General features: G+C 57.9%; 25 protein-coding genes. 15 read left to right on the top strand and 10 right to left on the bottom strand.

Features of this window, described 5'->3' with window-relative positions; genetic code table 11:
- Positions 1–23: 23 nt before the first annotated feature.
- The 3 genes from DMP03_RS11530 (at position 24) to DMP03_RS11520 (ending at position 2,346) form a co-directional block, all read left to right on the top strand.
- Positions 24–1,199 carry an NAD(P)/FAD-dependent oxidoreductase gene (locus DMP03_RS11530; protein WP_011222414.1) on the top strand — a complete coding sequence of 392 codons (1,176 nt, stop codon included), beginning with the start codon at positions 24–26 and terminating at the stop codon, positions 1,197–1,199.
- A gap of 319 nt (positions 1,200–1,518) precedes the next feature.
- On the top strand, positions 1,519–2,052 hold the full coding sequence (locus DMP03_RS11525; RefSeq protein ID WP_004594602.1) for a DoxX family protein: 534 nt from the start codon (positions 1,519–1,521) through the stop codon (positions 2,050–2,052).
- A gap of 6 nt (positions 2,053–2,058) precedes the next feature.
- On the top strand, positions 2,059–2,346 hold the full coding sequence (locus DMP03_RS11520; protein WP_004594603.1) for a hypothetical protein: 288 nt from the start codon (positions 2,059–2,061) through the stop codon (positions 2,344–2,346).
- Positions 2,347–2,610: 264 nt separating this feature from the next.
- On the opposite strand, the gene DMP03_RS11515 is transcribed toward DMP03_RS11520, so the two are convergent.
- Positions 2,611–3,609 carry a universal stress protein gene (locus DMP03_RS11515; RefSeq protein ID WP_004594604.1) on the bottom strand — a complete coding sequence of 333 codons (999 nt, stop codon included), beginning with the start codon at positions 3,607–3,609 and terminating at the stop codon, positions 2,611–2,613.
- 456 nt (positions 3,610–4,065) lie between these two features.
- On the opposite strand from DMP03_RS11515, the gene DMP03_RS11510 reads away from it, so the two are divergent.
- The 8 genes from DMP03_RS11510 to DMP03_RS11475 all read left to right on the top strand — a co-directional run bounded on the left by DMP03_RS11510 (position 4,066) and on the right by DMP03_RS11475 (position 9,344).
- Positions 4,066–4,560 (top strand): DUF411 domain-containing protein, encoded by a 495-nt coding sequence (locus DMP03_RS11510; protein WP_004594605.1) that lies wholly within the window; start codon positions 4,066–4,068, stop codon positions 4,558–4,560.
- A gap of 52 nt (positions 4,561–4,612) precedes the next feature.
- On the top strand, positions 4,613–4,984 hold the full coding sequence (locus DMP03_RS11505; protein ID WP_004594606.1) for a hypothetical protein: 372 nt from the start codon (positions 4,613–4,615) through the stop codon (positions 4,982–4,984).
- A gap of 7 nt (positions 4,985–4,991) precedes the next feature.
- Positions 4,992–5,873 carry a class I SAM-dependent methyltransferase gene (locus DMP03_RS11500; RefSeq protein WP_004594607.1) on the top strand — a complete coding sequence of 294 codons (882 nt, stop codon included), beginning with the start codon at positions 4,992–4,994 and terminating at the stop codon, positions 5,871–5,873.
- 349 nt (positions 5,874–6,222) lie between these two features.
- The gene (locus tag DMP03_RS11495; RefSeq protein ID WP_011222411.1) at positions 6,223–6,363 is read left to right on the top strand and encodes a YHS domain-containing protein; all 141 of its coding nucleotides are present in this window, start codon (positions 6,223–6,225) and stop codon (positions 6,361–6,363) included.
- Positions 6,364–6,422: 59 nt separating this feature from the next.
- Positions 6,423–7,025: an AsnC family transcriptional regulator gene (locus DMP03_RS11490; protein WP_004594609.1), complete on the top strand. Its 603-nt coding sequence runs from the start codon at positions 6,423–6,425 to the stop codon at positions 7,023–7,025.
- Between the two features lie 216 nt (positions 7,026–7,241).
- Positions 7,242–7,865 (top strand): ABC transporter ATP-binding protein, encoded by a 624-nt coding sequence (locus DMP03_RS11485; protein WP_004594610.1) that lies wholly within the window; start codon positions 7,242–7,244, stop codon positions 7,863–7,865.
- Positions 7,866–7,992: 127 nt separating this feature from the next.
- Positions 7,993–8,595 (top strand): ABC transporter permease, encoded by a 603-nt coding sequence (locus tag DMP03_RS11480; RefSeq protein WP_004594611.1) that lies wholly within the window; start codon positions 7,993–7,995, stop codon positions 8,593–8,595.
- The gene (locus DMP03_RS11475; RefSeq protein WP_004594612.1) at positions 8,592–9,344 is read left to right on the top strand and encodes an ABC transporter permease; all 753 of its coding nucleotides are present in this window, start codon (positions 8,592–8,594) and stop codon (positions 9,342–9,344) included. The genes DMP03_RS11480 and DMP03_RS11475 overlap by 4 nt, the downstream gene beginning before the upstream one ends.
- Positions 9,345–9,628: 284 nt before the next feature.
- On the opposite strand, the gene DMP03_RS11470 is transcribed toward DMP03_RS11475, so the two are convergent.
- The 8 genes from DMP03_RS11470 to DMP03_RS11435 form a co-directional block, all read right to left on the bottom strand.
- Positions 9,629–10,375 carry a plastocyanin/azurin family copper-binding protein gene (locus tag DMP03_RS11470; protein WP_004594613.1) on the bottom strand — a complete coding sequence of 249 codons (747 nt, stop codon included), beginning with the start codon at positions 10,373–10,375 and terminating at the stop codon, positions 9,629–9,631.
- A 19-nt stretch (positions 10,376–10,394) separates the two neighbouring features.
- Positions 10,395–10,703: a thioredoxin family protein gene (locus DMP03_RS11465; RefSeq protein ID WP_004594614.1), complete on the bottom strand. Its 309-nt coding sequence runs from the start codon at positions 10,701–10,703 to the stop codon at positions 10,395–10,397.
- Positions 10,704–10,826: 123 nt separating this feature from the next.
- Positions 10,827–11,180 carry an SHOCT domain-containing protein gene (locus tag DMP03_RS11460; RefSeq protein WP_004594615.1) on the bottom strand — a complete coding sequence of 118 codons (354 nt, stop codon included), beginning with the start codon at positions 11,178–11,180 and terminating at the stop codon, positions 10,827–10,829.
- 3 nt (positions 11,181–11,183) lie between these two features.
- Positions 11,184–11,600, bottom strand: a complete 417-nt coding sequence (locus tag DMP03_RS11455) for a DUF302 domain-containing protein (protein ID WP_004594616.1) — start codon at positions 11,598–11,600, stop codon at positions 11,184–11,186.
- A 95-nt stretch (positions 11,601–11,695) separates the two neighbouring features.
- Complete coding sequence (locus DMP03_RS11450; protein WP_004594617.1) at positions 11,696–12,049, bottom strand: SHOCT domain-containing protein; 354 nt, start codon at positions 12,047–12,049, stop codon at positions 11,696–11,698.
- Positions 12,050–12,106: 57 nt separating this feature from the next.
- A complete protein-coding gene (locus tag DMP03_RS11445) occupies positions 12,107–12,427 on the bottom strand; it encodes a hypothetical protein (protein WP_004594618.1) in 321 nt (106 codons plus the stop codon).
- A gap of 168 nt (positions 12,428–12,595) precedes the next feature.
- Entirely contained in the window at positions 12,596–13,195 is a 600-nt protein-coding gene (locus DMP03_RS11440) for a helix-turn-helix transcriptional regulator (RefSeq protein ID WP_135806939.1), read from the bottom strand.
- 125 nt (positions 13,196–13,320) lie between these two features.
- Positions 13,321–14,715 (bottom strand): permease, encoded by a 1,395-nt coding sequence (locus DMP03_RS11435; RefSeq protein ID WP_004594620.1) that lies wholly within the window; start codon positions 14,713–14,715, stop codon positions 13,321–13,323.
- A 328-nt stretch (positions 14,716–15,043) separates the two neighbouring features.
- Between DMP03_RS11435 and DMP03_RS11430 the strand changes: the two genes are divergently transcribed.
- The gene (locus tag DMP03_RS11430; protein ID WP_011222406.1) at positions 15,044–16,510 is read left to right on the top strand and encodes an amidohydrolase family protein; all 1,467 of its coding nucleotides are present in this window, start codon (positions 15,044–15,046) and stop codon (positions 16,508–16,510) included.
- A gap of 29 nt (positions 16,511–16,539) precedes the next feature.
- On the opposite strand, the gene DMP03_RS11425 is transcribed toward DMP03_RS11430, so the two are convergent.
- Positions 16,540–17,064 (bottom strand): ArsR/SmtB family transcription factor, encoded by a 525-nt coding sequence (locus DMP03_RS11425; RefSeq protein ID WP_004048660.1) that lies wholly within the window; start codon positions 17,062–17,064, stop codon positions 16,540–16,542.
- 201 nt (positions 17,065–17,265) lie between these two features.
- On the opposite strand from DMP03_RS11425, the gene DMP03_RS11420 reads away from it, so the two are divergent.
- Genes DMP03_RS11420 through DMP03_RS11410 form a run of 3 tightly spaced genes read left to right on the top strand, consistent with a single transcriptional unit; the run spans position 17,266 to position 20,087 of the window.
- Positions 17,266–17,481 carry a heavy-metal-associated domain-containing protein gene (locus DMP03_RS11420; protein WP_004594622.1) on the top strand — a complete coding sequence of 72 codons (216 nt, stop codon included), beginning with the start codon at positions 17,266–17,268 and terminating at the stop codon, positions 17,479–17,481.
- Positions 17,482–17,485: 4 nt separating this feature from the next.
- Complete coding sequence (locus DMP03_RS11415; protein WP_004594624.1) at positions 17,486–19,405, top strand: heavy metal translocating P-type ATPase; 1,920 nt, start codon at positions 17,486–17,488, stop codon at positions 19,403–19,405.
- Between the two features lie 28 nt (positions 19,406–19,433).
- On the top strand, positions 19,434–20,087 hold the full coding sequence (locus tag DMP03_RS11410; RefSeq protein ID WP_135806938.1) for a hypothetical protein: 654 nt from the start codon (positions 19,434–19,436) through the stop codon (positions 20,085–20,087).
- Positions 20,088–20,115 lie beyond the last annotated feature (28 nt).

The raw sequence follows: 20,115 nt of genomic DNA, 5'->3' as shown, positions 1-20,115 counted from the left end.
GCCTCAAAGATTGGCAAAAACCGATGACACGAACGTCCAAAATTGCGGTAATAGGTGGAGGGATGGCCGGGCTTGCAGCAGCTGCTGGATTCGACGACGCTGGATTCGTCGTCGAACTATATGAGCGGCAGTCCTACGATAGCAAACGCGTTAATTGCGGAGAAGCGATGACAGCGGTATCGAAGATCCCACTCGAGCCGACTGTAGAGAACGGCTTTCTCAATCCGCTGCCAGCGATGGAAGTGGAGGTGTATGACGGAATCGACGCCGATCGCCACCGCACTGGAGCCGGCACCTTTCCTGCTGCGGATACATATATAACGGACCGAAATGTCGTTGAGCAGTCCTGGGCAGAACAACTCTCAGAGAAGGGTGTTGACATCCACGAAAACCAGTCTATCACACGGACAGATTTCCACGAGTTCACCGATGAGTATGATCTCGTCGTTGATGCAACCGGTCAGCCATCACTCTCTAGTAAAGCGCTCGGAACAACCAACGAGTATTCAGGATATATGGTAGCGCTTAACAGTGATGTCGAAGGGGACTTCACCGAGTTGTACCCGAACAGCCGGATAATTCTGGAGAACTATACAGGGTACTCGTGGGCATTCCCGAAGACATCGCAACGAGCCAACGTTGGTATCGGCTGGACGGTCAGTGACCGGCCTAGTGATTATATGAAGGCATTGAGGGAAGCCTGTAAGCGGAATGGGTGGCCAGTCCCGTCGCAGGAACGGACGAACGTCGCAATCATTCCCGAGGGACCAAGCCTTGATCCCGACAGAACCTATCTACCGGAGCATTCCGTCGTACGGGTGGGTGATGCTGCAGGTATCGCAAACCGACTCACCGGAAAGGGGATCTCACAGGCCGTTGAATCGGGATTCTTGGCCGCAGAGTTGGCTAACAGCGGCCAATTACACAATTTTCCTGACAGTTTATATCAGAGGATGAAAACGGAGTACATTTTCGCCACAGTTGTGAGATACTTTCTTGAAACTCGTAATCCCAAGGTTCTGGGAGCAGCAATTCGTGCCGCTGCCGGGATCGATATTGAAGACGTTGACCGGTCTCCGAGTACAGTTCTACTGCGTCTCCTCCGCCACCCTGTTTTGTTTGCCCGTATTTTCTCGAGACGACGAGTTTTAAACCGTGTCTATGGAGGAATGACTAACCAATGGGAGTTGATTAATTGACATCCGCTCGAGTTAAATTCTCAGAATCTGTTAGCTACTGGGAGGATCGGTAAGTACAGAGGATTAAATCAGCAAATGGAGTCCCTCAAGCGAATTTTCCGAGATCCAGAATTCGGTGGGCTCGGCTTCATCAGTGTTCCCGCTTACACGCCCCAGCACACAATCAGTCCGTAGAGGGTGACCGAATTCCTTCTTGAGAATCATCCAACTCACCTCGGATATCCGCGTTCCTGAAATGAGCCCCGACTCTTAGAAATCACGAACACCATCAATCTTTTTTACTACATCTGACAAAATCAGCCGTGAGGTGAAGTATGCCATGTCAACTCAATCCATCCGTACGAATTTTCTCGGAACCGAGACGTCGTTCTCGGTCTCGGGAGCCTGGTTGTCGTATTGGATCCTGCTGCTCCGGCTGACCGCCGGGTGGTGGATGCTCCACGCTGGCCTTGACAAAATCTGGGCGTGGCCCTTCGACGCCAGCTGGTTCGTCGGCGGAGCCGCTCAGGGCACGATTCTCGCCCCCTTCGTCACGCCGTTCAGCGACGGCATCCTGTTGGCGTTCGTCAACGTGGCGGTACCGCTTGGGCAAACCGCCATCGGTCTCGGGCTGATACTCGGTGTCCTCACGAGGACCGCCGCCTTCTTTGGTGCCTTCATGATGCTGTTCTTCTACTTCATCAACGGCTACGGTGGCGGCTGGGCCAACGGTATGGTCACGGGTGAACTCCTTGGGATCATGGTCTTCGGAACCATTGTGGCACTTGGAGCGGGCGGCGTCCTGGCAGTCGATAACCGCCTGCGTGAGATGGAACTGTTCGAGAACACGCGATTACGGAAACTCCTCGGGTGACTACCAATGAGTGACTTATCAACGGCAGACCAAATCGCCATGTACGTCGGCGGTGGCCTGGTTGTCTTGGGCGTCGTCGTGATCGGCCTGCTCGACATGCTACTGGGAGCCGGGCACCCAGTCGATAGCGAGGGAGCAATCGAACACGCTGCAGTGGTCCCCATCGACATTAGGGCGGGCATCATCCTGCTCGGCTTGGTGATTTGGGGACTCGTCGCCGTTTACAAGTTTGCCGCAGGGTCGGCACCGTCGGGATCGACTACGGGCCAAACCCCATCCGGCATGGACGACTAGTTCAACAACTCAGTCCGTGGAGCCATTTGCCAGTTAACTTTTCGCGTTGCTCGCACTAACGTCCATCTGATGCACCTAAACGTGAAGACAAACACGATTTTTAGGAGTAGCCCTGTCGTTTCTTGGTTTTCCTTCTGGTCAGTACGCGCGCTTTATTCAGCAGAACGAACTTAACACTCTTTGGTTTGGTAGAAGAAACGGGGATTAATACGCAATTAGAATTTCCGAATTTAAGACTGAAATTAGTATATTACAAATAATATTTCAATATAGCCTTGACTTCCGATTCTGGTTTGTCTTTCGAAGAAAGGTGTACGGGTGTTTTTTCAATTCAGCTGTCCTTCGGTTAATCGTTAGAACGGGGTAATCTGCTTCCTCGATCACTTGAGCTGCGACGCTTCCCTGTAATAGCCGACGAATGCCAGTCAATCCTCGTGTCCCCATTGTAACAAGGTCGATGTCAGTCACCTCAGTGTATTTGAGAATCTCCTGCTGAGGTTGACCAAAGCTCAACGTAGTTCGGACAGGAACGTCCAAGGTCGCTGCCTTCTCCGTAATGTCCTCCAAGAGCCGAGTTCCCCGCTGTTCCCAAGAGTCAGTGACCTCTTCCCACGTGAATCCAGGCCGACTCGAATAGGACTGTTCGGAAATGATAAAAAGTCCATGTAGGGTTGCATCATACCGTTTAGCAATTTGTAGCCCATGTTTGAAGGCCACAGATGCCTCGTCGTATCCATCCGTAGGCACGAGAATATCTGTGAACTGACTAGTAGATAACTCTCCTACCGGATCAGAGGGATCCATATCAGGTATCGTCAAGACAGGAAGAGAGATATTTTGAATGATGTGGCTGGAGACGTCTCTCCGGAGAATTCGTGCTAATCTAGTCTGTGTAGGTTTCTGGTGGACAAGCAAATCGATATCATTCTCCTCAGCGTATTCCCGAATAACACCTGGAGAGTGCCCACTATCCACTGCTGGTATCACATTGAGTCCGAGCGAGTGGGCCTGATCCACCACGGGTTCAATTACCGCTGCTGCGTCCCATTCCTCTTGTTTAGTGACTTGATCGGATTCCACCTCCGTGCGTTCCTCATCTTGAATATATAACACGTGGAGAGCCGCATCATACGTTTCTGCAAGTGATAGGCCATATTGGACCACTGAGTCCCTTATATCAGCTCCGTAGAGTGGAATGAGGATCTGGTTGTACAGGTTGATGTCCGCACCTTCTCGAACTTCTAGATGGCTGGGGGAGTTCATACATATCTATACGTAACGACGATTTACCGTGCTTTCTGTTAAGAATCGAAACCGGGAGAACAGTCTCTGGGGTGGTGACTTGAGGCTTTTATCGCAAGTAACTCGCTATAGCACGTCTATTTCGAAAAGAGTGGAGACGTCGTTTGGAGTCGCATCAGTTCGACGAGAGCGTATTTCCCACAGTTTCGAGGAGTGAAGTGTCGGAGTCGGTGCGACGAGTCATGCTCTGGGTCATGTTGGGCGCAATTTAAGGCCGATATGCTCGTTGACGGAAAACCGTCACGGCAGCACCCTCGACCGATGAGGGTCGCCACATAGAGACGAATACGGGACTCTGACCTTTGGGGTTTCCTCCTCAGAACTGAAAGTCACCTTCCCCGTCGTGCTTGAATCCGTTCTCAATACACAGGAAAGGTCGACGTACAATTGAATACTTCCGAGCCAAGTGACGAGCATATGGAACGGGCCGTAACTCGTCGCGAACTACTACGGGTCGGTGCGACGACAGTCGCACTCGGAACCGCCGGTTGTTTGGGGTCATCGAGTGGGGATGAGTGGGATATCGAGGGAACGCTAGCGGTGACGAACGCCCAACAATACAGTTCACCAGGCTGTAGCTGTTGTGGAAAATATGCGTCGTACCTGCGGGAACAGCTCGACACGACGCTCGGGGAAACCGAAACCGAGGACGTGACGGATCTCAAGCGCCAACACGGTATTCCATCGGATCTACAGAGCTGTCACACACTCGTCCTCGACGAGTACGTCGTCGAAGGACATGTTCCTGCCGAGGTTATCGCGACGATGCTCGAGGAAGAGCCGGCGATTGACGGCATCGCGTTGCCCGGGATGCCGGCTGGATCGCCGGGGATGGGCGGGACGAAGTCCGACACATTCACCGTCTACAAACTCGGCGGCGGAAAGACAGGTGACGTGTACACCGAAATCTGAACAGAAAACACCTGGTCAAGATACTTTGGGACGGCAGTCGACACCCTAAACAATGATTCGACGACTCCTCCACGATCTCGGATACGTGCTTGCATACGTCCTTTTCCTCGGCGCGAATACGCCAGAATCGGTCGTTACCCGTCTTCGCATCGCCTATCGCCTTGTCGGTGTCCGGATCGTCGAGACGCCACAGGTTGATTCGGTCGAACGGACGATCTTCCTGTGTCCGTACCGAAATCTGGGCACTACGTGGGTTAGGGAGAAGTGGATCTGTCACGACATCCTGGACCGCGTCGACGACGGATACGTGACGTATCTCCGACGGCACAAGGGAATCGACTACCAGCGTCCTCGCGGGTGTGCCGACCTCGCGTACTGCGACGAATCCGAGTACTGCTATTCGGAGGTTTCCGAACTCGAGTAGGTGGCCGATGGATCAGAGTACTCTCCGCCACCGAATCACCGACCAGTTTTCTTACCGCGGCGAGCGAGCCGATATCTGGCGGGCGTTCGACCTCCTGTTCGATACTGACGAGTTCCTCAATCTCGGCTACTCGGAGTGGTACCAGCCACATATAGCCGGTTCGAGTCAACGTCGCCTCGTCACGGAAGTCGGCTCAAGGGTCGCGTCGCATCTACCCACAACCGACGGAGTGCGCCTCCTCGATGTCGGCTGCGGTCGGGGGGGTCCAGCCCTCCACCTCGCCTATCAGTTCGGCTTCAACGTCACTGGTGTCGACCTCGTTCCGTACAACATCCAGATGGCAACCGAGAACGCACGGGGTAAGCACCTCGATTCCGAGTTCATCATCGGTGACGCGACACAACTCCCGTTTACCAGGGACTCGTTTACCGCGTGTACAGCCATCGACGCACTCGTATACCTCCCCGAGCGGAATCGCGTTTTCGCTACAGTCGCAGATACCCTCGAACCCGAGGGGGTTCTCGTAGTCTCCGATCTCGTGATGCAGTCAGACGTGACTGAAACGGAACGGAGATTGGTCGATTCATTTGCGGATGCGTGGGATATGCCGTCCTTGGGTACTGTTGAAGGATACAAAGCTGCTCTCGACGAGACGAGCTTTGAGCTCAAAGCGGTCGAAGATATCACGAAACACAGCGTCGGACGCTTCCGAAAGTGGACGACGCTGTACCTCCAGCTACTCACGAGCCCGCTCCGGGCTCTCATTGAACGACTGTTAGGAGCGTATGATCTCGATCCCCCAGCGATTACTGAGCAGGTACGGAAGGCTCACCACGCGCTGCCGTTCCTGCGACACGTTATCTTCGTTGCGGAACTAGAGACTACTTGACTGCTACTTGCACGGCGCAAGAAAGAATCGGATCGTCACGTCGACGCTTGAGCATCCACGAATTTGGATGGACCTGTGGGGTCTTCACTGCTCGTGATTGTCGTGTGGTGGATCGTGACCCATAGGTTTAGAATTGGTTCAGACTCCAGTATTTATATAGGACACAGATAGGAATCCGTTGGTATACTCGAACGATAGTTCGGGATTGTGAGGTACTAACCGTTGATTGTGGAGTCAGAAAAGCCAAACCGTGCAGCACGGCTCAAATCGCTATGTATCCCGACTTTGGATTGCTAAGAACAAATTGCTTGATTCAGGCCCTCGTACCATTGATGTGGGGTGAAACCGAATGGCAACTGATCCAGTCTGTGGAATGGACGTCGATGAAAGTGATCCGGCGGCCACAGCTGAGTACGACGGTCAGACGTACTACTTCTGTGCCGAGGGCTGCAAGGAGACGTTCACCTCGACACCGGAGGAGTACGTCTAACCGTCACACCCCACACCTGCGTCGTAGCTCCCCCACACCCACCCCCATTCCGCCTTTCGATGACCCAACCAGAACTTGACGACACGGATCGCGAAATCCTCCGTCTTTTAGCGGAGAACGCGAGACGACCCTACAGCACTATTGCTGAGGCTGTAAATCTTTCACCCCCGTCCGTTTCAGCACGCGTCCGTCAGTTGGAGCAAGAAGATGTCATTCGTCGATTCACCGTTGATCTCGACCTCACACAGTACGAAAACCGGATACACGTCATGGTACGCCTCCAGCCTGAGCTCGGAAAGACGGATTCTCTTCGAGAATCGATCCTCGAGACCCCAGCCGTAGAACACGTATTCACAACTGCGGAGGGCGAAATCGTAGCTGTTGCGACGCCGCCGCGGAATACAGTCGGAAACTGGGCGCAGCAATATCTACCACTGACTGACGTGCGGCGATACGACGTACAACTGCTGTCGAACGCTGCTCAATCAGCGTATGCCGAGGGGACTGAATCCGCACTCAAATGTGCAAATTGCGGAACCACTGTCGGTGAAGACGGACTAGCCACCCGTGTCGGTGGTTCACTCCAGCAGTTTTGCAGTGAGAACTGTGAAACAACGTATAGGGAACAGTATACAGAAAGTCAAGAGAAATCTGATGCTTAGAGTCTAGCATTAGCTGTATACTCAATTCCTGATTGCTTACGAGTTTGCTGCAAATAGTTTTGATTTGAAACAGTAATCGCAGTGAATTAGAAGCGTGTGTATACACCTATGGAAGCGTCCACAACCACCAAAGGAGAAGCTACAAGCAACAAGGTACTCGTCCGTGCTAATGAGATTGAAAAAACGTACGGATCGAGTTTTCCATTTACGCGGTCAGTGACCGTCCTCACCGATGCCGATCTCGAAATTCGGACGGGGGAAATCGTCGGGATCGTCGGCGCGAACGGGTCGGGCAAATCCACGCTCATGAACATCCTCGTCGGTGTCCTCGAACAGGATTCCGGAACAGTCGAACGGACGGGAACCGTTGGCTGGTGTCCACAGGAACCACTGCTTTACGACCGCTTGACGGTCGGAGAGACGTTCCGACTGTTCGGTTCCGGATACGGAATGACCGCCGAAGAAATCGACGAGGCCAAACACCGCTTGGCGTCGAAACTCGATTTCGAGCAGTACCTTGACTACCGAATCGACCAACTCAGTGGTGGAAACCGGCAGAAAATCAATCTCAGTATCGCCCTGATGCACGATCCGGACGTCCTCATGCTGGACGAGCCCTACACTGGATTCGACTGGGAAACGTATCTCACGTTCTGGGATCTCGCCGAGGAACTCGCTGCCGACGGAACAGCTGTCACGATGATTTCACACCTGATCGAAGAGCAAAGTCGTCTCGACCGCATCTATGAGGTTCGTGACGGACAGGTCTACGACGTGACTGACCAGGAAGGCGAGACTGATGCAACGGCCAGTGAACGGGGGGAAGAGACCGATGAATAGGGTTTGGACGGGGATTCGGGCGAACGTCTCCACCTTCCTCAGAACCCCCCTGAATGTTGTCCTAGCACTTCTCCTTCCGATTGTCGTTATCGAAGGCTGGGGACAAGCAATGGCTGGGTTACCAAGTATGCCGACGGTCGAGGCGATTCCGATCGAGCTAGGTCGCCTTCTCGGAGCGATATTCGGGGTCGCCATCATTGCCGGCCTGATGGGACTCGCGCAGATGATTAGTGCGCGTGCAGCCGATCGGCGACTCGTTCAGACAGGCTATCCACCCCGAACACTGCTTGCGACTCGATTAGCGGCGCTCGGAGGAGTGACCGTTGTCGTGGCTGCCGTAAACTACGGCGTTCTCTGGCTGACGATTTCACCGGGAGCCCCTGTCCTGACGTTCGTATTCCTCGTACTTGCCGGCCTCGTCTATGCGTTTCTTGGCGCACTCGTCGGGGCGCTCCTTCCACGACTGTTCGAAGGCTCGCTCGTCGTGGTGTTCCTTGCAATGATGGATGCGTTCCTCAGTGGCGACAGTCCGCTGGCCGCCGACGTTCCCGAGTTCGTGGAATACTTCCCGCTCTATCATCCAAAGGAACTCCTTCAGGAGGCGATGTTCCAAGGCACATATACGACGGGTGATCTCGGCTTCGTCGCCGGATACCTGCTAGTCCTGCTTGTACTCGTCACCGCAGTGTTCGGAGTGACGATGCGCACCAGTGGTGGGTGGTCCGCATGAGTCGTACGACAACGGCGTTCACAATCGGCATCAAAGAACAGGCGCGAAACTACGTCCTCGTCGCTCTACTGGTCGTCCTACCGGTCTCGTTCATCACGTTGGCGTTCGCAGTCACCCAGGACGTCGAGATGCCGGTTCGGACGCTCGTCGACGGTGAGACGGTGACGGTCATGCGAGGGATGCCTGAGGTCCACGGCGTGATTATGACGCCGATTACGAGCGCCCTCATCGCGGGACTCGCCGGGTTGTTCCTGATGCGAGAAGCCAAAGACACAGACGGTCGTCTGGCAGTCGCCGGCTATCGTGCACGACAGGTAATCACTGCCCGGTTTGGGGTCCTCGCAGCAATCACTCTCATCGTTACCGGCGTCTCAGTCGGCGTGATGCTCGTCGATTTCCAGCCTGAGCATCTCTGGTGGTTCGTCGCAGCGATGCTCGTCGTCTCGGTCACGTATGGTCTCATCGGGATGCTCGTCGGGGCCGTTTTCGACCGCCTAGCCGGGATGTGGCTAATGCTGATTCTCCCGATGCTCGATATCGGACTCTTCCAGGATCCGCTGTTCATCCAGTCCGAGCCCGAATGGTGGATGAAACTACTCCCCGGCTATTGGCCCGTCCGTGTGATGGTCGATACCGGACTCACAACGGACGTAGATACGACTCTCTCATTGGTGTGGGCTACTGGATACCTCCTCCTCGTAGCTGTCCTCACAATCGGCGTCTACTACCGAATTACACAGGAGAAGTAAGATCAGGCCAGTAGACTACTTACTCCGGTAACTGTAGGGGAGAAGACCCAAACAGCACTATATCCAGCTTCGCTCAATTGGATAGTTTGACTCGGATTTCACTACGACCGTCTGATCGGGCAAACGGTTCGGTGGACTCTGGTTGCTGCTGTGTCCCTCGTTCTCTGGGCACCGATGAGTGCGGCTTACGTTCCGCGGAGAAGTGCCGCGGCGTAGGAACAGGTCTTCGAAGGACTCCTGAGCGAGGGACCTCGGGCGTGTAGAAATGGCGACGACACCGCGCCTTACCGAGATGGATCTTCACTCCCAGTCTCCAACCGTTCACGACGCTTCTGGAACTCTTCTTCGTCGATCTCGCCTCGTGCGTAACGACGTTGGAGGGTTTCCATAGCGGAATCGTCACTCTCTGGAGGTGCATCGCCTCGACCCATTGCCCAGTAGAGGAAGCCGCCGACCAGCCCCAGCATCCCGAGTGCCCCGCCGACGAACGGCAGCCCACCGAACCATCCACCGTTCCGGCCGTGCATCATCCCTGGACCCATCATTCCGCCATCGGTACTCCCACTGCCGTCGACGTCCGAGCCGACGGCAACGGCGCCGTTCTGGACGATCGTTTCGCTGTCTGGGACCTCGCCGTCCGGGATCGGGCTGTCTTCAGCTGGACCGCCAGGGCTACCAACGACGATGCGACCGACCATGCCGACCGTCTTGTGAGGGATGCAGTAGTAGTCGTACGTTCCGGGCACCTCGAACGTGTGCTCGAAGCTCCCCTGCGAGATGGTCCCGCTGTCGAAGGCGGTGGCGTCGGCGGGAACGCGGTCCGGATAGGCCGTCGCCGAGTGAGCTCCGGCTGCTATCTCGAAGCGGACGGTCGTGCCAGGTTCGACGTGGAGCCCGATCGGGTCGAAGTAGTTGTTGCCCATCTTCACGACGGGCGTCTCCTGTGCGGCGACTGGTTGGGTGAATCCCGCACTCGCGACTGTGCCAGCACCGAGCGCTCCCAGGAACTGGCGTCTACTGTAGTCTGTCATTGTAGCTGGTTGGCTTCTGTTATCCACGGATGATGCTGGCGAGCCGGTTCGTGAGTCCGGGCGATTGCTGGCCGGCGCTCTCGATGGCAGCCTCCAATTCGTCCCGGTCGACGATGCCGATGAACTCGGCCGTCTGTTCCCCGTTTGCATACACGAGCGTCGTTGGCGTCTTTCGGACACCGTACTCCTCGGCCGTCTCCAGATCGGTCTGGATGTCGACCTCCCGGAACTCGACATCCGGATACGCATCTTCGATACCCTCGTTTTTCTCTCGCTGCGTTGCGCACGCTCCACAAGTCTCCTGTGTGAACAGGATAACTTCCGTCATAGTAGCTAGTATGGTCTTATGCTTTTAGCACACTTCTATTCACATCCGAAAGCTGTGAGGGTCACAGATTTCGGATTCCAAGGGGCCGGACGTGAGTAACGCCGGAGGTTGGTGGTCGGACCGTCACTCCGAGCGTTCGAGCTTGTTCCGACGCGCCTCGAACTCTTCCTCGGTGAGATCTCCGCGGGCGTATGCCATACGCAGCTCCTCCATTGCGGGATTCCGCGACGACTGCGATGCCGTCACGCGACGGAAGACGAGATATCCGCCACCGAGCAGGAGGAGGAGGAAGACCAGCTGGACGAGCATCCCGACGAGTGGCCACCAGCCGCTGGTCGTCCCGTATCCACCCATCATTCCACCGTATCCCATCATCCCGCCGAATCCCATCCCCATCGTGAGCAAGGGGAGGACGATGATCGCCCCGAGGATGAGGAGGACGATGGTTGTGGTGTCGAGTTGGTTTGATGATGTCATGGTTCAGATCTCGGTCGATGATTCGAGTTCGTCCGCGACGCTGGCGAGAACGCGTTCGAACCGGTCGTGGACCTCGTTCGCGATCGAGTCGAGTGCCTCGTTGTCGGCGATGCCGACGAGCTGTTGTGGGTCGACGGCACTCACCATGACCTCGCCGCCGTCGGTTTCGTAGACAATGACGTTACACGGGAGGAGTGCGCCGAGTTCGATCTCTTCGTTCAGGCCCTCGTGTGCCAGCCCCGGGTTGCACGCACCGAGGATGCAGTACTGTCGAAACTCCTCGCCGAGTTTCTCCTCGAGCGTCGCTTGGACGTCGATGTCACAGAGGACGCCGAATCCTTCGTCTTTGAGCGCCGCAATCGTCGTGTCGACGACGTCGTCGAACTCACCGGTGACTGAAGTCTGTATTGTGTATTCCATGAAGTATCATACCCCGTCTACGGGGTTAACGGTTGGGTGCCGCAACGGCGGCCGTTGGGAATATGATGTATCGGCTGGAACAGCAGCTGCTCCAGTCATCCGGTGCGTTCGAGCTGTTCTCGCCGCCGATCGAATTCGTCATCCGAGAGCTCTCCGCGGGCGTAGCGCTCACGGAGAACCGACAGCGACTGCTCTTCGTTCCCACCGGAGCCTCGATTGAGGAGCGCATAGACAATGTAGAGCGGAACGGCGATGAGGAGCCCCATCCAGAGGAACCCCCAGAGCCCCATCGCTCCACCGAAGAGGCCCCAGCCGCCCCCCATCATGCCGCCGCCGTAGCTCCCACTACCGTGGGCAACAGCCGGTCCAGTCGCCGCAACTAGCAGCGGGACGGCGAGGATCGCGAGTCGCCGAGCAGTGCGTCCGATGTGAGTGGTGAGTTGCGTCATTATCTTGCGTTGGTGAGTTGTGGTGTTCGATTGGAGCGATCGAAACGGCCAGAGCCGTCAGCAGTGGCCCTGCCCGTACATCCCGCCGTTGTAGCCGTCGTCAGCCCCGTCGTGGTATTCCCCGTCAGCCATGTCCTGGGCCATCTCGTCGACGGTCACACCCATGTGCGACTCCATCCACTCGACGCTACCCGGGCCCATGTGTTCGGTCATCTGTGCCTCCATCCAAGTGGCCCATTCATCTGCGGTGGCATTGTCCGTAGGCGCGTCGTCAGCGGTCGTTGCGTTGTCGTGTGCGCTGACTGCCGGTGCGGCGAACGCGAGTCCGACAATCGCGAGCGCCACGAGCAGCCACCGGCCGAGTTTGAAGTTGGTCATTGTCTCTCTCCTCGGTTACTCGTAGGCCTGCTCGGGAGTTATCGACATGGGTGTGAATCCATACAGGAGAACGTTCGAGAACGTCTATAACATCTTCTAACCGTTTTGCTCGAGGGAGACCGTTCATACCTACGGAATTCGAGAGGGAGAGCGCCCGATAGATAGCGACTATTTTCCCGGTTGTTGCTGCCGAAGGTCATCACTCGGATACACACGATAGGTCCGACCCTGTCGTTCCCGATACAGCAGACCTCGCTCCTCGAGTGAACTCACGGTCTGGCTTACTTTACTCTTCGAGAACTCAGATCGATCCCGAAGTTCAATCTGCGTGATTCCGGGGGAGTTCAGGACGGGTTCGAGGACGCGTCGTTCATCATCCGGTAAGAGATCGAGAACGCGTGCTTGGGGGTCCGATTCAGGATTGATAGACGTCGCCGGTGCAGCGTCATCATCCATCGACGTAGCTGTTGCCGCCGATGTCTGTGCAGGATCGACAGGCACCGTTGTGTCGGCCACTTCTGGATCGGTGAGTTCTCCCCGGACCACGTAATAGACGCCACCGATAACGCCAGCAACCAGCAGGGTTCCAACCACGTACCAGAGGGGGTCTGGGCCGTGCATCGTTCCCATAGATGAACCCATCATTGACCCCATCGATTGCTCGATAGCCCGACGCTGTTGATAGGCCCGCCAACTGAGTACCCCGCCGGCCAGGAGAACGAACCCGAGAAGCACACCGACGACAGTATCTGCTCGACGGCGATTCATATGACAGCCCCGAGTTGCGGGATTTGACTATTCATACCGTCTATTTGAGCGCAGTAGGTGTGACAATTGCGGATTGAAACTGTGATGATGAACCCCATCACAGCGGATGAACCACAGTGCGATCATCAGTGGTCATGATCGTGATCGTGGCTCGATATTTGCGGGCTTTGATTAGTAAATTCCGTTGGTTCTTCTTCGAACGTACGCTTGCATTTCTTTGAGCAAAAATAGTACGTCGTCCCATCGTGGGACGCACTCGGGCCCTCATCGTCGGTTCGCATCCCGCACACCGGATCTCGATACTGACCTGGTGCGCCGAGTCCCCGCCGGTAGACATACAGAAGGAACCCGGAGAGCGCAAAGGCGATAATATTGAGGTAGAACGTGTAGTTGAGCTCGAAGTACGTCTGTTCAGTCGCCGTCTCGCCGCCCGCCAGATCTGGAACGATACCCAGCGCGTCGAACAGCAGCTCCATGAGGAAGCCGGTGAACGCCATCGTGACGAAGAAGACGCCGAGGATGTACAGCATCACCTTCCAGCCGTAGTACTTCCGGTAGACGTTCAGGACGGGCACGGTGATGAGGTCGGCGTAGACGAACGCGATGATCCCGGCGAAGCTGACGCCACCACCCCAGAGCGCGACGGCGAACGGGACGTTGCCCATACTGCCGACGAAACTGAGGACGGCGATGATGACGCCCATGACGGCGTTCTCGGCAGTCACGAGCAGGCCGTCGCCCTGAATGAACAGCGTGTTCCACACCCACTGCGGGACGAAGACGATGACGAACCCAGAAATAAGGAAGCCGGCGACGATGTCTTTCCAGATCATCGACCACTCCTTGCGGTACTGATTCCCGACCTTGTACCAGCCACCCCACGACAGCAACTCGTCACGCCACCCGCCGCTACTCGACGTCTCCTGGCGATAGGTCTCCATACAGCCCTCCGAGCAGAATTTGAGCGTCTCACCGCCGTCGGTCGTGAGCGTGTACTCGTCTTTCCCCTCCATCCCGCAGGTGGGATCTTCCGTGACGCCCGCCTGGCGGTCGCGCTCGTTGAGCTTCTCGCGGACTTCGTTAAACAGGTTTTCGGGAAGCGTGAGGTGGACGATGGCGGCCATGACGGCGATGAGAATCAGGCCGCCGAGCAGTTCCGCGACGAGGAACTCCCAGCCAAGCAGGATGAGAATCATCAGCCCTAGTTCGACGATGAGGTTCGTCGACGCGAACATGAACGCGAGGAAGTTCACCGCGTGCGCCCCCTTCTTGAACAGGCCCTTCCCGATGGCGACGGCGCCGAAACTACAGCCACTGCTTGCTGCTCCGAACACAGTCGCCTTGGTAAGTCCAGTTAGATCGCCCTCACCCAGCACCTGTGCCATCCGCTCCTTCGAGACGTAGACCTGGACGAGACTCGTAATCGTGAGGCCCATGATGATCGCCCACGCCGCCGTCCAGAGAAATCCGACACCGATACGAAGGGATTCAAGAACTCCGTCGATTATCGTCGCCTGCATAGGTGTATCATTGTAGGGATCATCTATTGCGGTTTTGATTAGAATATACTGCCTATGAGGGTATCAGTACTATGGCATCGTAACCGTCGGCCATAGATGATCTATCGTGAAGAGGGGAAAACATTGCAAACCTCCACAAGCTCCACGGAATCCGACTTCAGATTCAAAAGGGGAATCTGATTAAATCACGCCGACGTATTAGAGGCTAATGGGACCAGTAGAGACCGATGATATCCCAAATGAGGGGAACACCACCTGGAAGAACAGCCTTCGCCGGCCTGCTCGGTTGTCCAGTACGGTAACTGTCACATCCACTTCCTAATTTACGATGGCTGTCGATCTGGCAATCCATGATGCACTCGTTCTCACAGCCGACGAGCGGAACCGCCTGTACGAGCGCGGCACAGTATGCATCACCGATGGCTGTATCGAAGAAGTCCGACCATCACGTGCAGGAGACGGAGAATTAGAAGCGTCCACCGTTATCGACGGGAACGGGAAACTGGTGATGCCGGGGTTGGTGAACGCCCACACGCACTTGGAGATGACACCGCTCATCGGTGCGTTTAGCGAACTCGAGCTGACGGAGATGCTTGGGAGTGGGACGGCCTTGTTTAACAGATTAGGGAACGGCGAATTCGAGTACCTCGTCGAGGCAGGCGTCGAGCTCGCAGCGCTCAATTTCCTCTTGGGCGGTGTCACGACCGTGAACTCGATGGACGCACGGCCTGCCGCAGGTGCAGAGGCGTTCGGGGAAGCAGGGCTCCGCGGATTTTTCGGCCCGGCGATCTCGGACCTCTTCTGGGACCAACCAGTCGATCAGCAGTTCTCCCGTGCTCGCGAGTTCGTCGAAACGTACCACGACACGTACGACGGCCGAATCAGGGCGACGATCTGCCCGCACGACGACTGGTCGTGTACCCGGCAGCTGTGGGAACGGACCGCATCCCTCGCCGCAGAGTATCCGGACCTGCTCGTCCACACGCACTTGCTCGAACTCGAGGAGAGTAACACGATGGCACGAGCGAACGGTGGCGAGGACTCGGTAGGATTGCTCGACGACGTTGGACTCCTGGACGACCGACTGGTCGCTGCTCACTTCCGCCTCGGCGACGAAGAGGACATCCAGCGAACCGCCGAGGCGGACGCGGCTGTTGCGCACTGCCCGTCCGTCTTCTGTTACTGGAATCCGGACGGGGAGACGCAGTGGACGCCCGTTCCCGAGCTTCGAGCCGCCGGCGTCGACGTCGGAGTAGGGATTGACGACCACTACTGGCACGACTCGTACAGCATGTTCGGTGAAGCGCGGCAAGCTCGGCTGGCGGCAAATCTCAAGCGTTCAGCCGGGCAGTTCGACTCGATGGAACTGATACGAATGCTCACTATCGAGGGCGCACGCGCGCTGGGGATGGGCGACGAGATCGGCAGTATCGAAGCGGGAAAGCGCGCGGATATTATCCTCCTCGACGTCGACAAACCGAAGTTCACGCCACTGACCAACGTTCCCGCACACGTCGTGAACAACGCGGTCCCGGCCGACGTCGAGACAGTGATCGTTGACGGCGACGTCGTCCTCCGGAATGGTGTGCCCGAGACAATGGACTCGGACGACGTGCGACAGCGAGTAAATCAGGCTGTCGAACGCTTCATGGACGAGACAGGCTGGGAGTTAGACATTGGTGGTAGTGAACCGCCGACCAGCATCGAGACTGTACGGGACCTCCCAAAGCGTGGCCCTGCGCGACTCCTGACTCGCCTCGCGATGCAATCCGCGCGTGATCGGTTCTCCTTCTAAGACCCTGCCAGCGTAGGGGTGGTTCCCCCTCAGGAATTTCTGTGGGCGCGAACGAACGCACGTCGCAGGACGGTCAGAAGAACGTACGTCTCGTACTTCTGGGTCTGGCAGTGCTCGCAGGGCTGCATATCCTCGACGATCTCCTCAATAGCGTCGTCGTACTCGTCGGTGAGCGTAGTGAGCGCGTCCGTGATCTGGGGCTGGGCAGCGTCGATCATCTCCTCGACGGCGGCGTCGGCCGAATCTGGTAGTGAGTACGAGAGGACGATCGTGTTCGCGTGGTAGTACTTCGTCGTCCCACCACGCCCCTCCTCGAAGCGAACGACGTCGACGAGGCCCGCATCCCGGAGCTCGTTGATGTGATGGCGGACCGTGTTCTCCGTCCGGTCGATGCCGCGATCGTCGAGGCGTTCGTGGACCTCGGTCGCAGTTAGGGCTTCCTCGGACAGAATGTCGAGGACCATCGCCCGCATCGGCTCGTCGATGGCGTCCGAAATCCGAGTGTCTCGCACCGCGATGTCGTCGAGACGGTGGTCGGTATCGGAATCACTCATACGAGGACTGAGCGCGAGCACGCGGGAAAAGGTAGCGGGGCAGGAGTCGGGTAGGTGTCTGTCGAGGTATCCAGTACAGGATGGACCCGCGATAGCGAAAGCCCTAGACGACCCGTTTGACTGTTCCAACGACTCGTATCCGAATTCAAACATATCATATAAAAAATACTTATTGAGGTACGGGCACTATCTCAAACTGTAATGAGCGACACAACCCAATTCCGCGTCCTCGACTTCGACTGCCCGACCTGCGCGAGTACCGTCGAACGCGCCCTGTCGAACGTCGACGGCGTCCAGCACGTCGAAGTCCACTACGCGACCGGCCGCGTCGAGATCGAGTACGACGACAGCGTCGCTGACCCCGACGCCTTCGCAGAGACCATCGAAAACCAGGGGTACACTCCCCAGCCCGCCTAACACTATGAACAAACAATCGATCACGCAGTACTACCGGAACCACCGGAAGGCCATCGTCACGGCGACAAGCGGCCTGCTGTACGGCGGTGGCTGGAGTCTCGGCTACCTCACGAGTTTCGAGATGGCAAGCGCCGCCATCCTCGTCCTCGCGACGGTCGTGGGTGGCTACGACATCGCCAAGACCGCTTACCACGAGGTCACCAACCGGACGCTCGGCATCAAGACGCTGGTGACGCTGGCCGCCATCGGTGCTATCGTCATCGGGGAGTACTGGGAAGCCGCCGCCGTCGTCTTCCTGTTCAGCCTTGGCAGCTACCTCGAAGGCCGGACGATGCGGAAGACCCGGACGGCACTTCAGGAGCTACTGGAGATGACGCCCGACACGGCGACCGTCCGTCGCGACGGGACACTCCAAAAGGTCTCCGCCCGCGATGTCGAAGAGGGCGAAGTCGTCGTCGTAAAGCCGGGCGGGAAGATCCCGGTCGACGGAACCGTCGTCGACGGCGAGAGCGCAGTCAACCAGGCGCCGGTCACCGGCGAGAGCGCGCCCGTCCACAAGGCCGACAGCGACGAGGTGTACGCCGGGACGGTCAACCAGGAGGGCGCGCTAGAAATCCGGACGACGGGAGCGGGATCGGATACGACTCTCGAACGGATCATCCGTCGCGTCGAGGAGGCCCAGGAGGCTCAGTCGCCCACGGAGAGTCTCATCGACCGGTTCGCGAAGTACTACACGCCGGCCGTCATTGCCCTGGCTATCGGCGCGTACGCGGTCACGCAGAACGCGATCCTGTCGCTGACGCTGCTGGTCATCGGCTGTCCGGGCGCGCTGGTCATCGGGCCACCGGTCAGCATCGTCTCGGCCATCGGTAACGCCGCCCGGTCGGGCGTGCTGATGAAGGGCGGCGAACACCTCGAACGCGCCGGCAAGATCGATCTCGTCGCCTTCGACAAGACGGGGACGCTCACGAAGGGCGAGACCACCGTCTCCGGTATCGAGGGGTTCGGCGTCGCCGCCGCCGACGTCCTCTCGCTCGCAGCGACCGCCGAGAAGAAGAGCGAACACCACCTCGCGGACGCCATCGTCGACATGGCCCGCGAACGCCAGACGGCTGCGACGGACGGTGGAGCGACGGTCGCCCAAGCGGACGATACGGACGTGGGGCGCAGGTCGGTCCCCGATCCCGACGACTTCGACGTGGTCGCCGGCAAGGGCGTCATCGCCCATGCCGATGGCCAGGAAGTCGTCGTCGGCAACCGCGCGCTGCTGGACGACCGCGACGTCGATGTCCCCGATCGGGTCGCCGACTACGTCCGCGAGCGTGAGGGGCGCGGCGAGACAGTCGTCCACGTCGTTCGGGACGGGGACATCATCGGCGCGATTGCGATGCGGGACGAGCTCCGGGAGGCCGCTCCTGGGGTCGTCGCGGCGCTCCAAGACGCTGGCATCGAGACGGTGATGCTCACCGGCGACAACGAGCGGACGGCCGCTGCCGTTGCCGAGGAGGTCGGTATCGACGAGTACCGTGCCGAACTCCTCCCCGAGGACAAGCAGTCCGTCATCGAGGGCTACCAGGCCGACGGCCACGTCGTCGCGATGGTCGGCGACGGCATCAACGACGCGCCATCGCTGGCCACTGCCGATGTCGGCATCGCGATGGGTGCTGCGGGAACGGACACCGCTATCGAAACGGCTGACATGGCGTTGATGGCCGACGACCTCGAACGCATCCCGTACGCGGTCAAACTCAGCAAGGCGACGCGCTGGAACGTCCTCGAGAACGTCGGGCTCGCGGTGCTGACCGTGACCGTCCTCCTCGCGGGCGTGCTCACCAGCTACGTCACCCTCGCGTCGGGAATGCTGGTCCACGAGGCCAGCGTCCTCCTCGTCATCCTCAACGGGATGCGACTGCTCCGCTACTGACCACGAGACACGATCACAACCACAACTCATGACATCGAATTCGACTGCGACTGACACGACCCAGACGAGAACCAATTGGCAGGTCGACTACGACGCCGACCCGATCGAAATCCGCGACCCCGTCGCGGAGGCCCTCGGCGTCCTCAAACCGGGCGAGCCGTTCGTCGTCACCTACCGGGACGCGGTGAAAGAAGCCGGACACTCCTGTCCGACAGCCTCGGGTGCCTATCGGATCGTCCAGCTCGGGCTCGACGCCCTGTATCCCGACGACTATCCAGTCCGGAGCGAAATCGAGGTCCAGACGGCCGGCCCGCAGGACGATGCCGCGTACGGCGTGATGAGCCGCATCATCTCGTACGTGACTGGCGCGACCGGCGATGACGGATTCAGCGGGCTCGCCGGCGGCTATGGCGGCCGCCGCGACCTCCTGCGCTTCGACGCGTTCGACCCGGACACGGCGGACCCGACGTTCCGGTTCCGGCGAACCGACACGGACGAGACCGTCGAAGTGACCTACCACGTCAGCGACGTTCCTGACGGTGGACCCGCAATCGGGAACCTCCAAGGGATTCTCGACGAATCGGCAACTGACCAGCAACGAGAGGCTTTCGCTGACGCCTGGCACCGCCGGGTACAGGTCGTCCTCAGCGACGACTCGCTGTTCACCGTCGACGCGGTGTGAACGCGACGGTCTACCCCTCTCACTCGAA

Origin of the sequence: Halosegnis rubeus (assembly GCF_009184545.1) — an archaeon.
GTDB classification, from domain to species: domain Archaea; phylum Halobacteriota; class Halobacteria; order Halobacteriales; family Haloarculaceae; genus Halosegnis; species Halosegnis rubeus.
This window is presented reverse-complemented; position numbering and strand designations above follow the sequence as displayed.

What these genes read in the sequence shown, in the direction of transcription:
- DMP03_RS11420 (WP_004594622.1), top strand. Translation starts at nt 17,266, where the DNA reads ATGAGCGACACAACCCAATTCCGCGTCCTCGACTTCGACTGCCCGACC.
- DMP03_RS11450 (WP_004594617.1), bottom strand. Translation starts at nt 12,049, where the DNA reads ATGACGCAACTCACCACTCACATCGGACGCACTGCTCGGCGACTCGCG.
- DMP03_RS11495 (WP_011222411.1), top strand. Translation starts at nt 6,223, where the DNA reads ATGGCAACTGATCCAGTCTGTGGAATGGACGTCGATGAAAGTGATCCG.
- DMP03_RS11430 (WP_011222406.1), top strand. Translation starts at nt 15,044, where the DNA reads ATGGCTGTCGATCTGGCAATCCATGATGCACTCGTTCTCACAGCCGAC.
- DMP03_RS11530 (WP_011222414.1), top strand. Translation starts at nt 24, where the DNA reads ATGACACGAACGTCCAAAATTGCGGTAATAGGTGGAGGGATGGCCGGG.
- DMP03_RS11435 (WP_004594620.1), bottom strand. Translation starts at nt 14,715, where the DNA reads ATGCAGGCGACGATAATCGACGGAGTTCTTGAATCCCTTCGTATCGGT.
- DMP03_RS11500 (WP_004594607.1), top strand. Translation starts at nt 4,992, where the DNA reads ATGGATCAGAGTACTCTCCGCCACCGAATCACCGACCAGTTTTCTTAC.
- DMP03_RS11490 (WP_004594609.1), top strand. Translation starts at nt 6,423, where the DNA reads ATGACCCAACCAGAACTTGACGACACGGATCGCGAAATCCTCCGTCTT.
- DMP03_RS11410 (WP_135806938.1), top strand. Translation starts at nt 19,434, where the DNA reads ATGACATCGAATTCGACTGCGACTGACACGACCCAGACGAGAACCAAT.
- DMP03_RS11425 (WP_004048660.1), bottom strand. Translation starts at nt 17,064, where the DNA reads ATGAGTGATTCCGATACCGACCACCGTCTCGACGACATCGCGGTGCGA.
- DMP03_RS11445 (WP_004594618.1), bottom strand. Translation starts at nt 12,427, where the DNA reads ATGACCAACTTCAAACTCGGCCGGTGGCTGCTCGTGGCGCTCGCGATT.
- DMP03_RS11475 (WP_004594612.1), top strand. Translation starts at nt 8,592, where the DNA reads ATGAGTCGTACGACAACGGCGTTCACAATCGGCATCAAAGAACAGGCG.
- DMP03_RS11465 (WP_004594614.1), bottom strand. Translation starts at nt 10,703, where the DNA reads ATGACGGAAGTTATCCTGTTCACACAGGAGACTTGTGGAGCGTGCGCA.
- DMP03_RS11505 (WP_004594606.1), top strand. Translation starts at nt 4,613, where the DNA reads ATGATTCGACGACTCCTCCACGATCTCGGATACGTGCTTGCATACGTC.
- DMP03_RS11440 (WP_135806939.1), bottom strand. Translation starts at nt 13,195, where the DNA reads ATGAATCGCCGTCGAGCAGATACTGTCGTCGGTGTGCTTCTCGGGTTC.
- DMP03_RS11515 (WP_004594604.1), bottom strand. Translation starts at nt 3,609, where the DNA reads ATGAACTCCCCCAGCCATCTAGAAGTTCGAGAAGGTGCGGACATCAAC.
- DMP03_RS11455 (WP_004594616.1), bottom strand. Translation starts at nt 11,600, where the DNA reads ATGGAATACACAATACAGACTTCAGTCACCGGTGAGTTCGACGACGTC.
- DMP03_RS11415 (WP_004594624.1), top strand. Translation starts at nt 17,486, where the DNA reads ATGAACAAACAATCGATCACGCAGTACTACCGGAACCACCGGAAGGCC.
- DMP03_RS11470 (WP_004594613.1), bottom strand. Translation starts at nt 10,375, where the DNA reads ATGACAGACTACAGTAGACGCCAGTTCCTGGGAGCGCTCGGTGCTGGC.
- DMP03_RS11480 (WP_004594611.1), top strand. Translation starts at nt 7,993, where the DNA reads ATGCCGACGGTCGAGGCGATTCCGATCGAGCTAGGTCGCCTTCTCGGA.
- DMP03_RS11460 (WP_004594615.1), bottom strand. Translation starts at nt 11,180, where the DNA reads ATGACATCATCAAACCAACTCGACACCACAACCATCGTCCTCCTCATC.
- DMP03_RS11525 (WP_004594602.1), top strand. Translation starts at nt 1,519, where the DNA reads ATGTCAACTCAATCCATCCGTACGAATTTTCTCGGAACCGAGACGTCG.
- DMP03_RS11520 (WP_004594603.1), top strand. Translation starts at nt 2,059, where the DNA reads ATGAGTGACTTATCAACGGCAGACCAAATCGCCATGTACGTCGGCGGT.
- DMP03_RS11510 (WP_004594605.1), top strand. Translation starts at nt 4,066, where the DNA reads ATGGAACGGGCCGTAACTCGTCGCGAACTACTACGGGTCGGTGCGACG.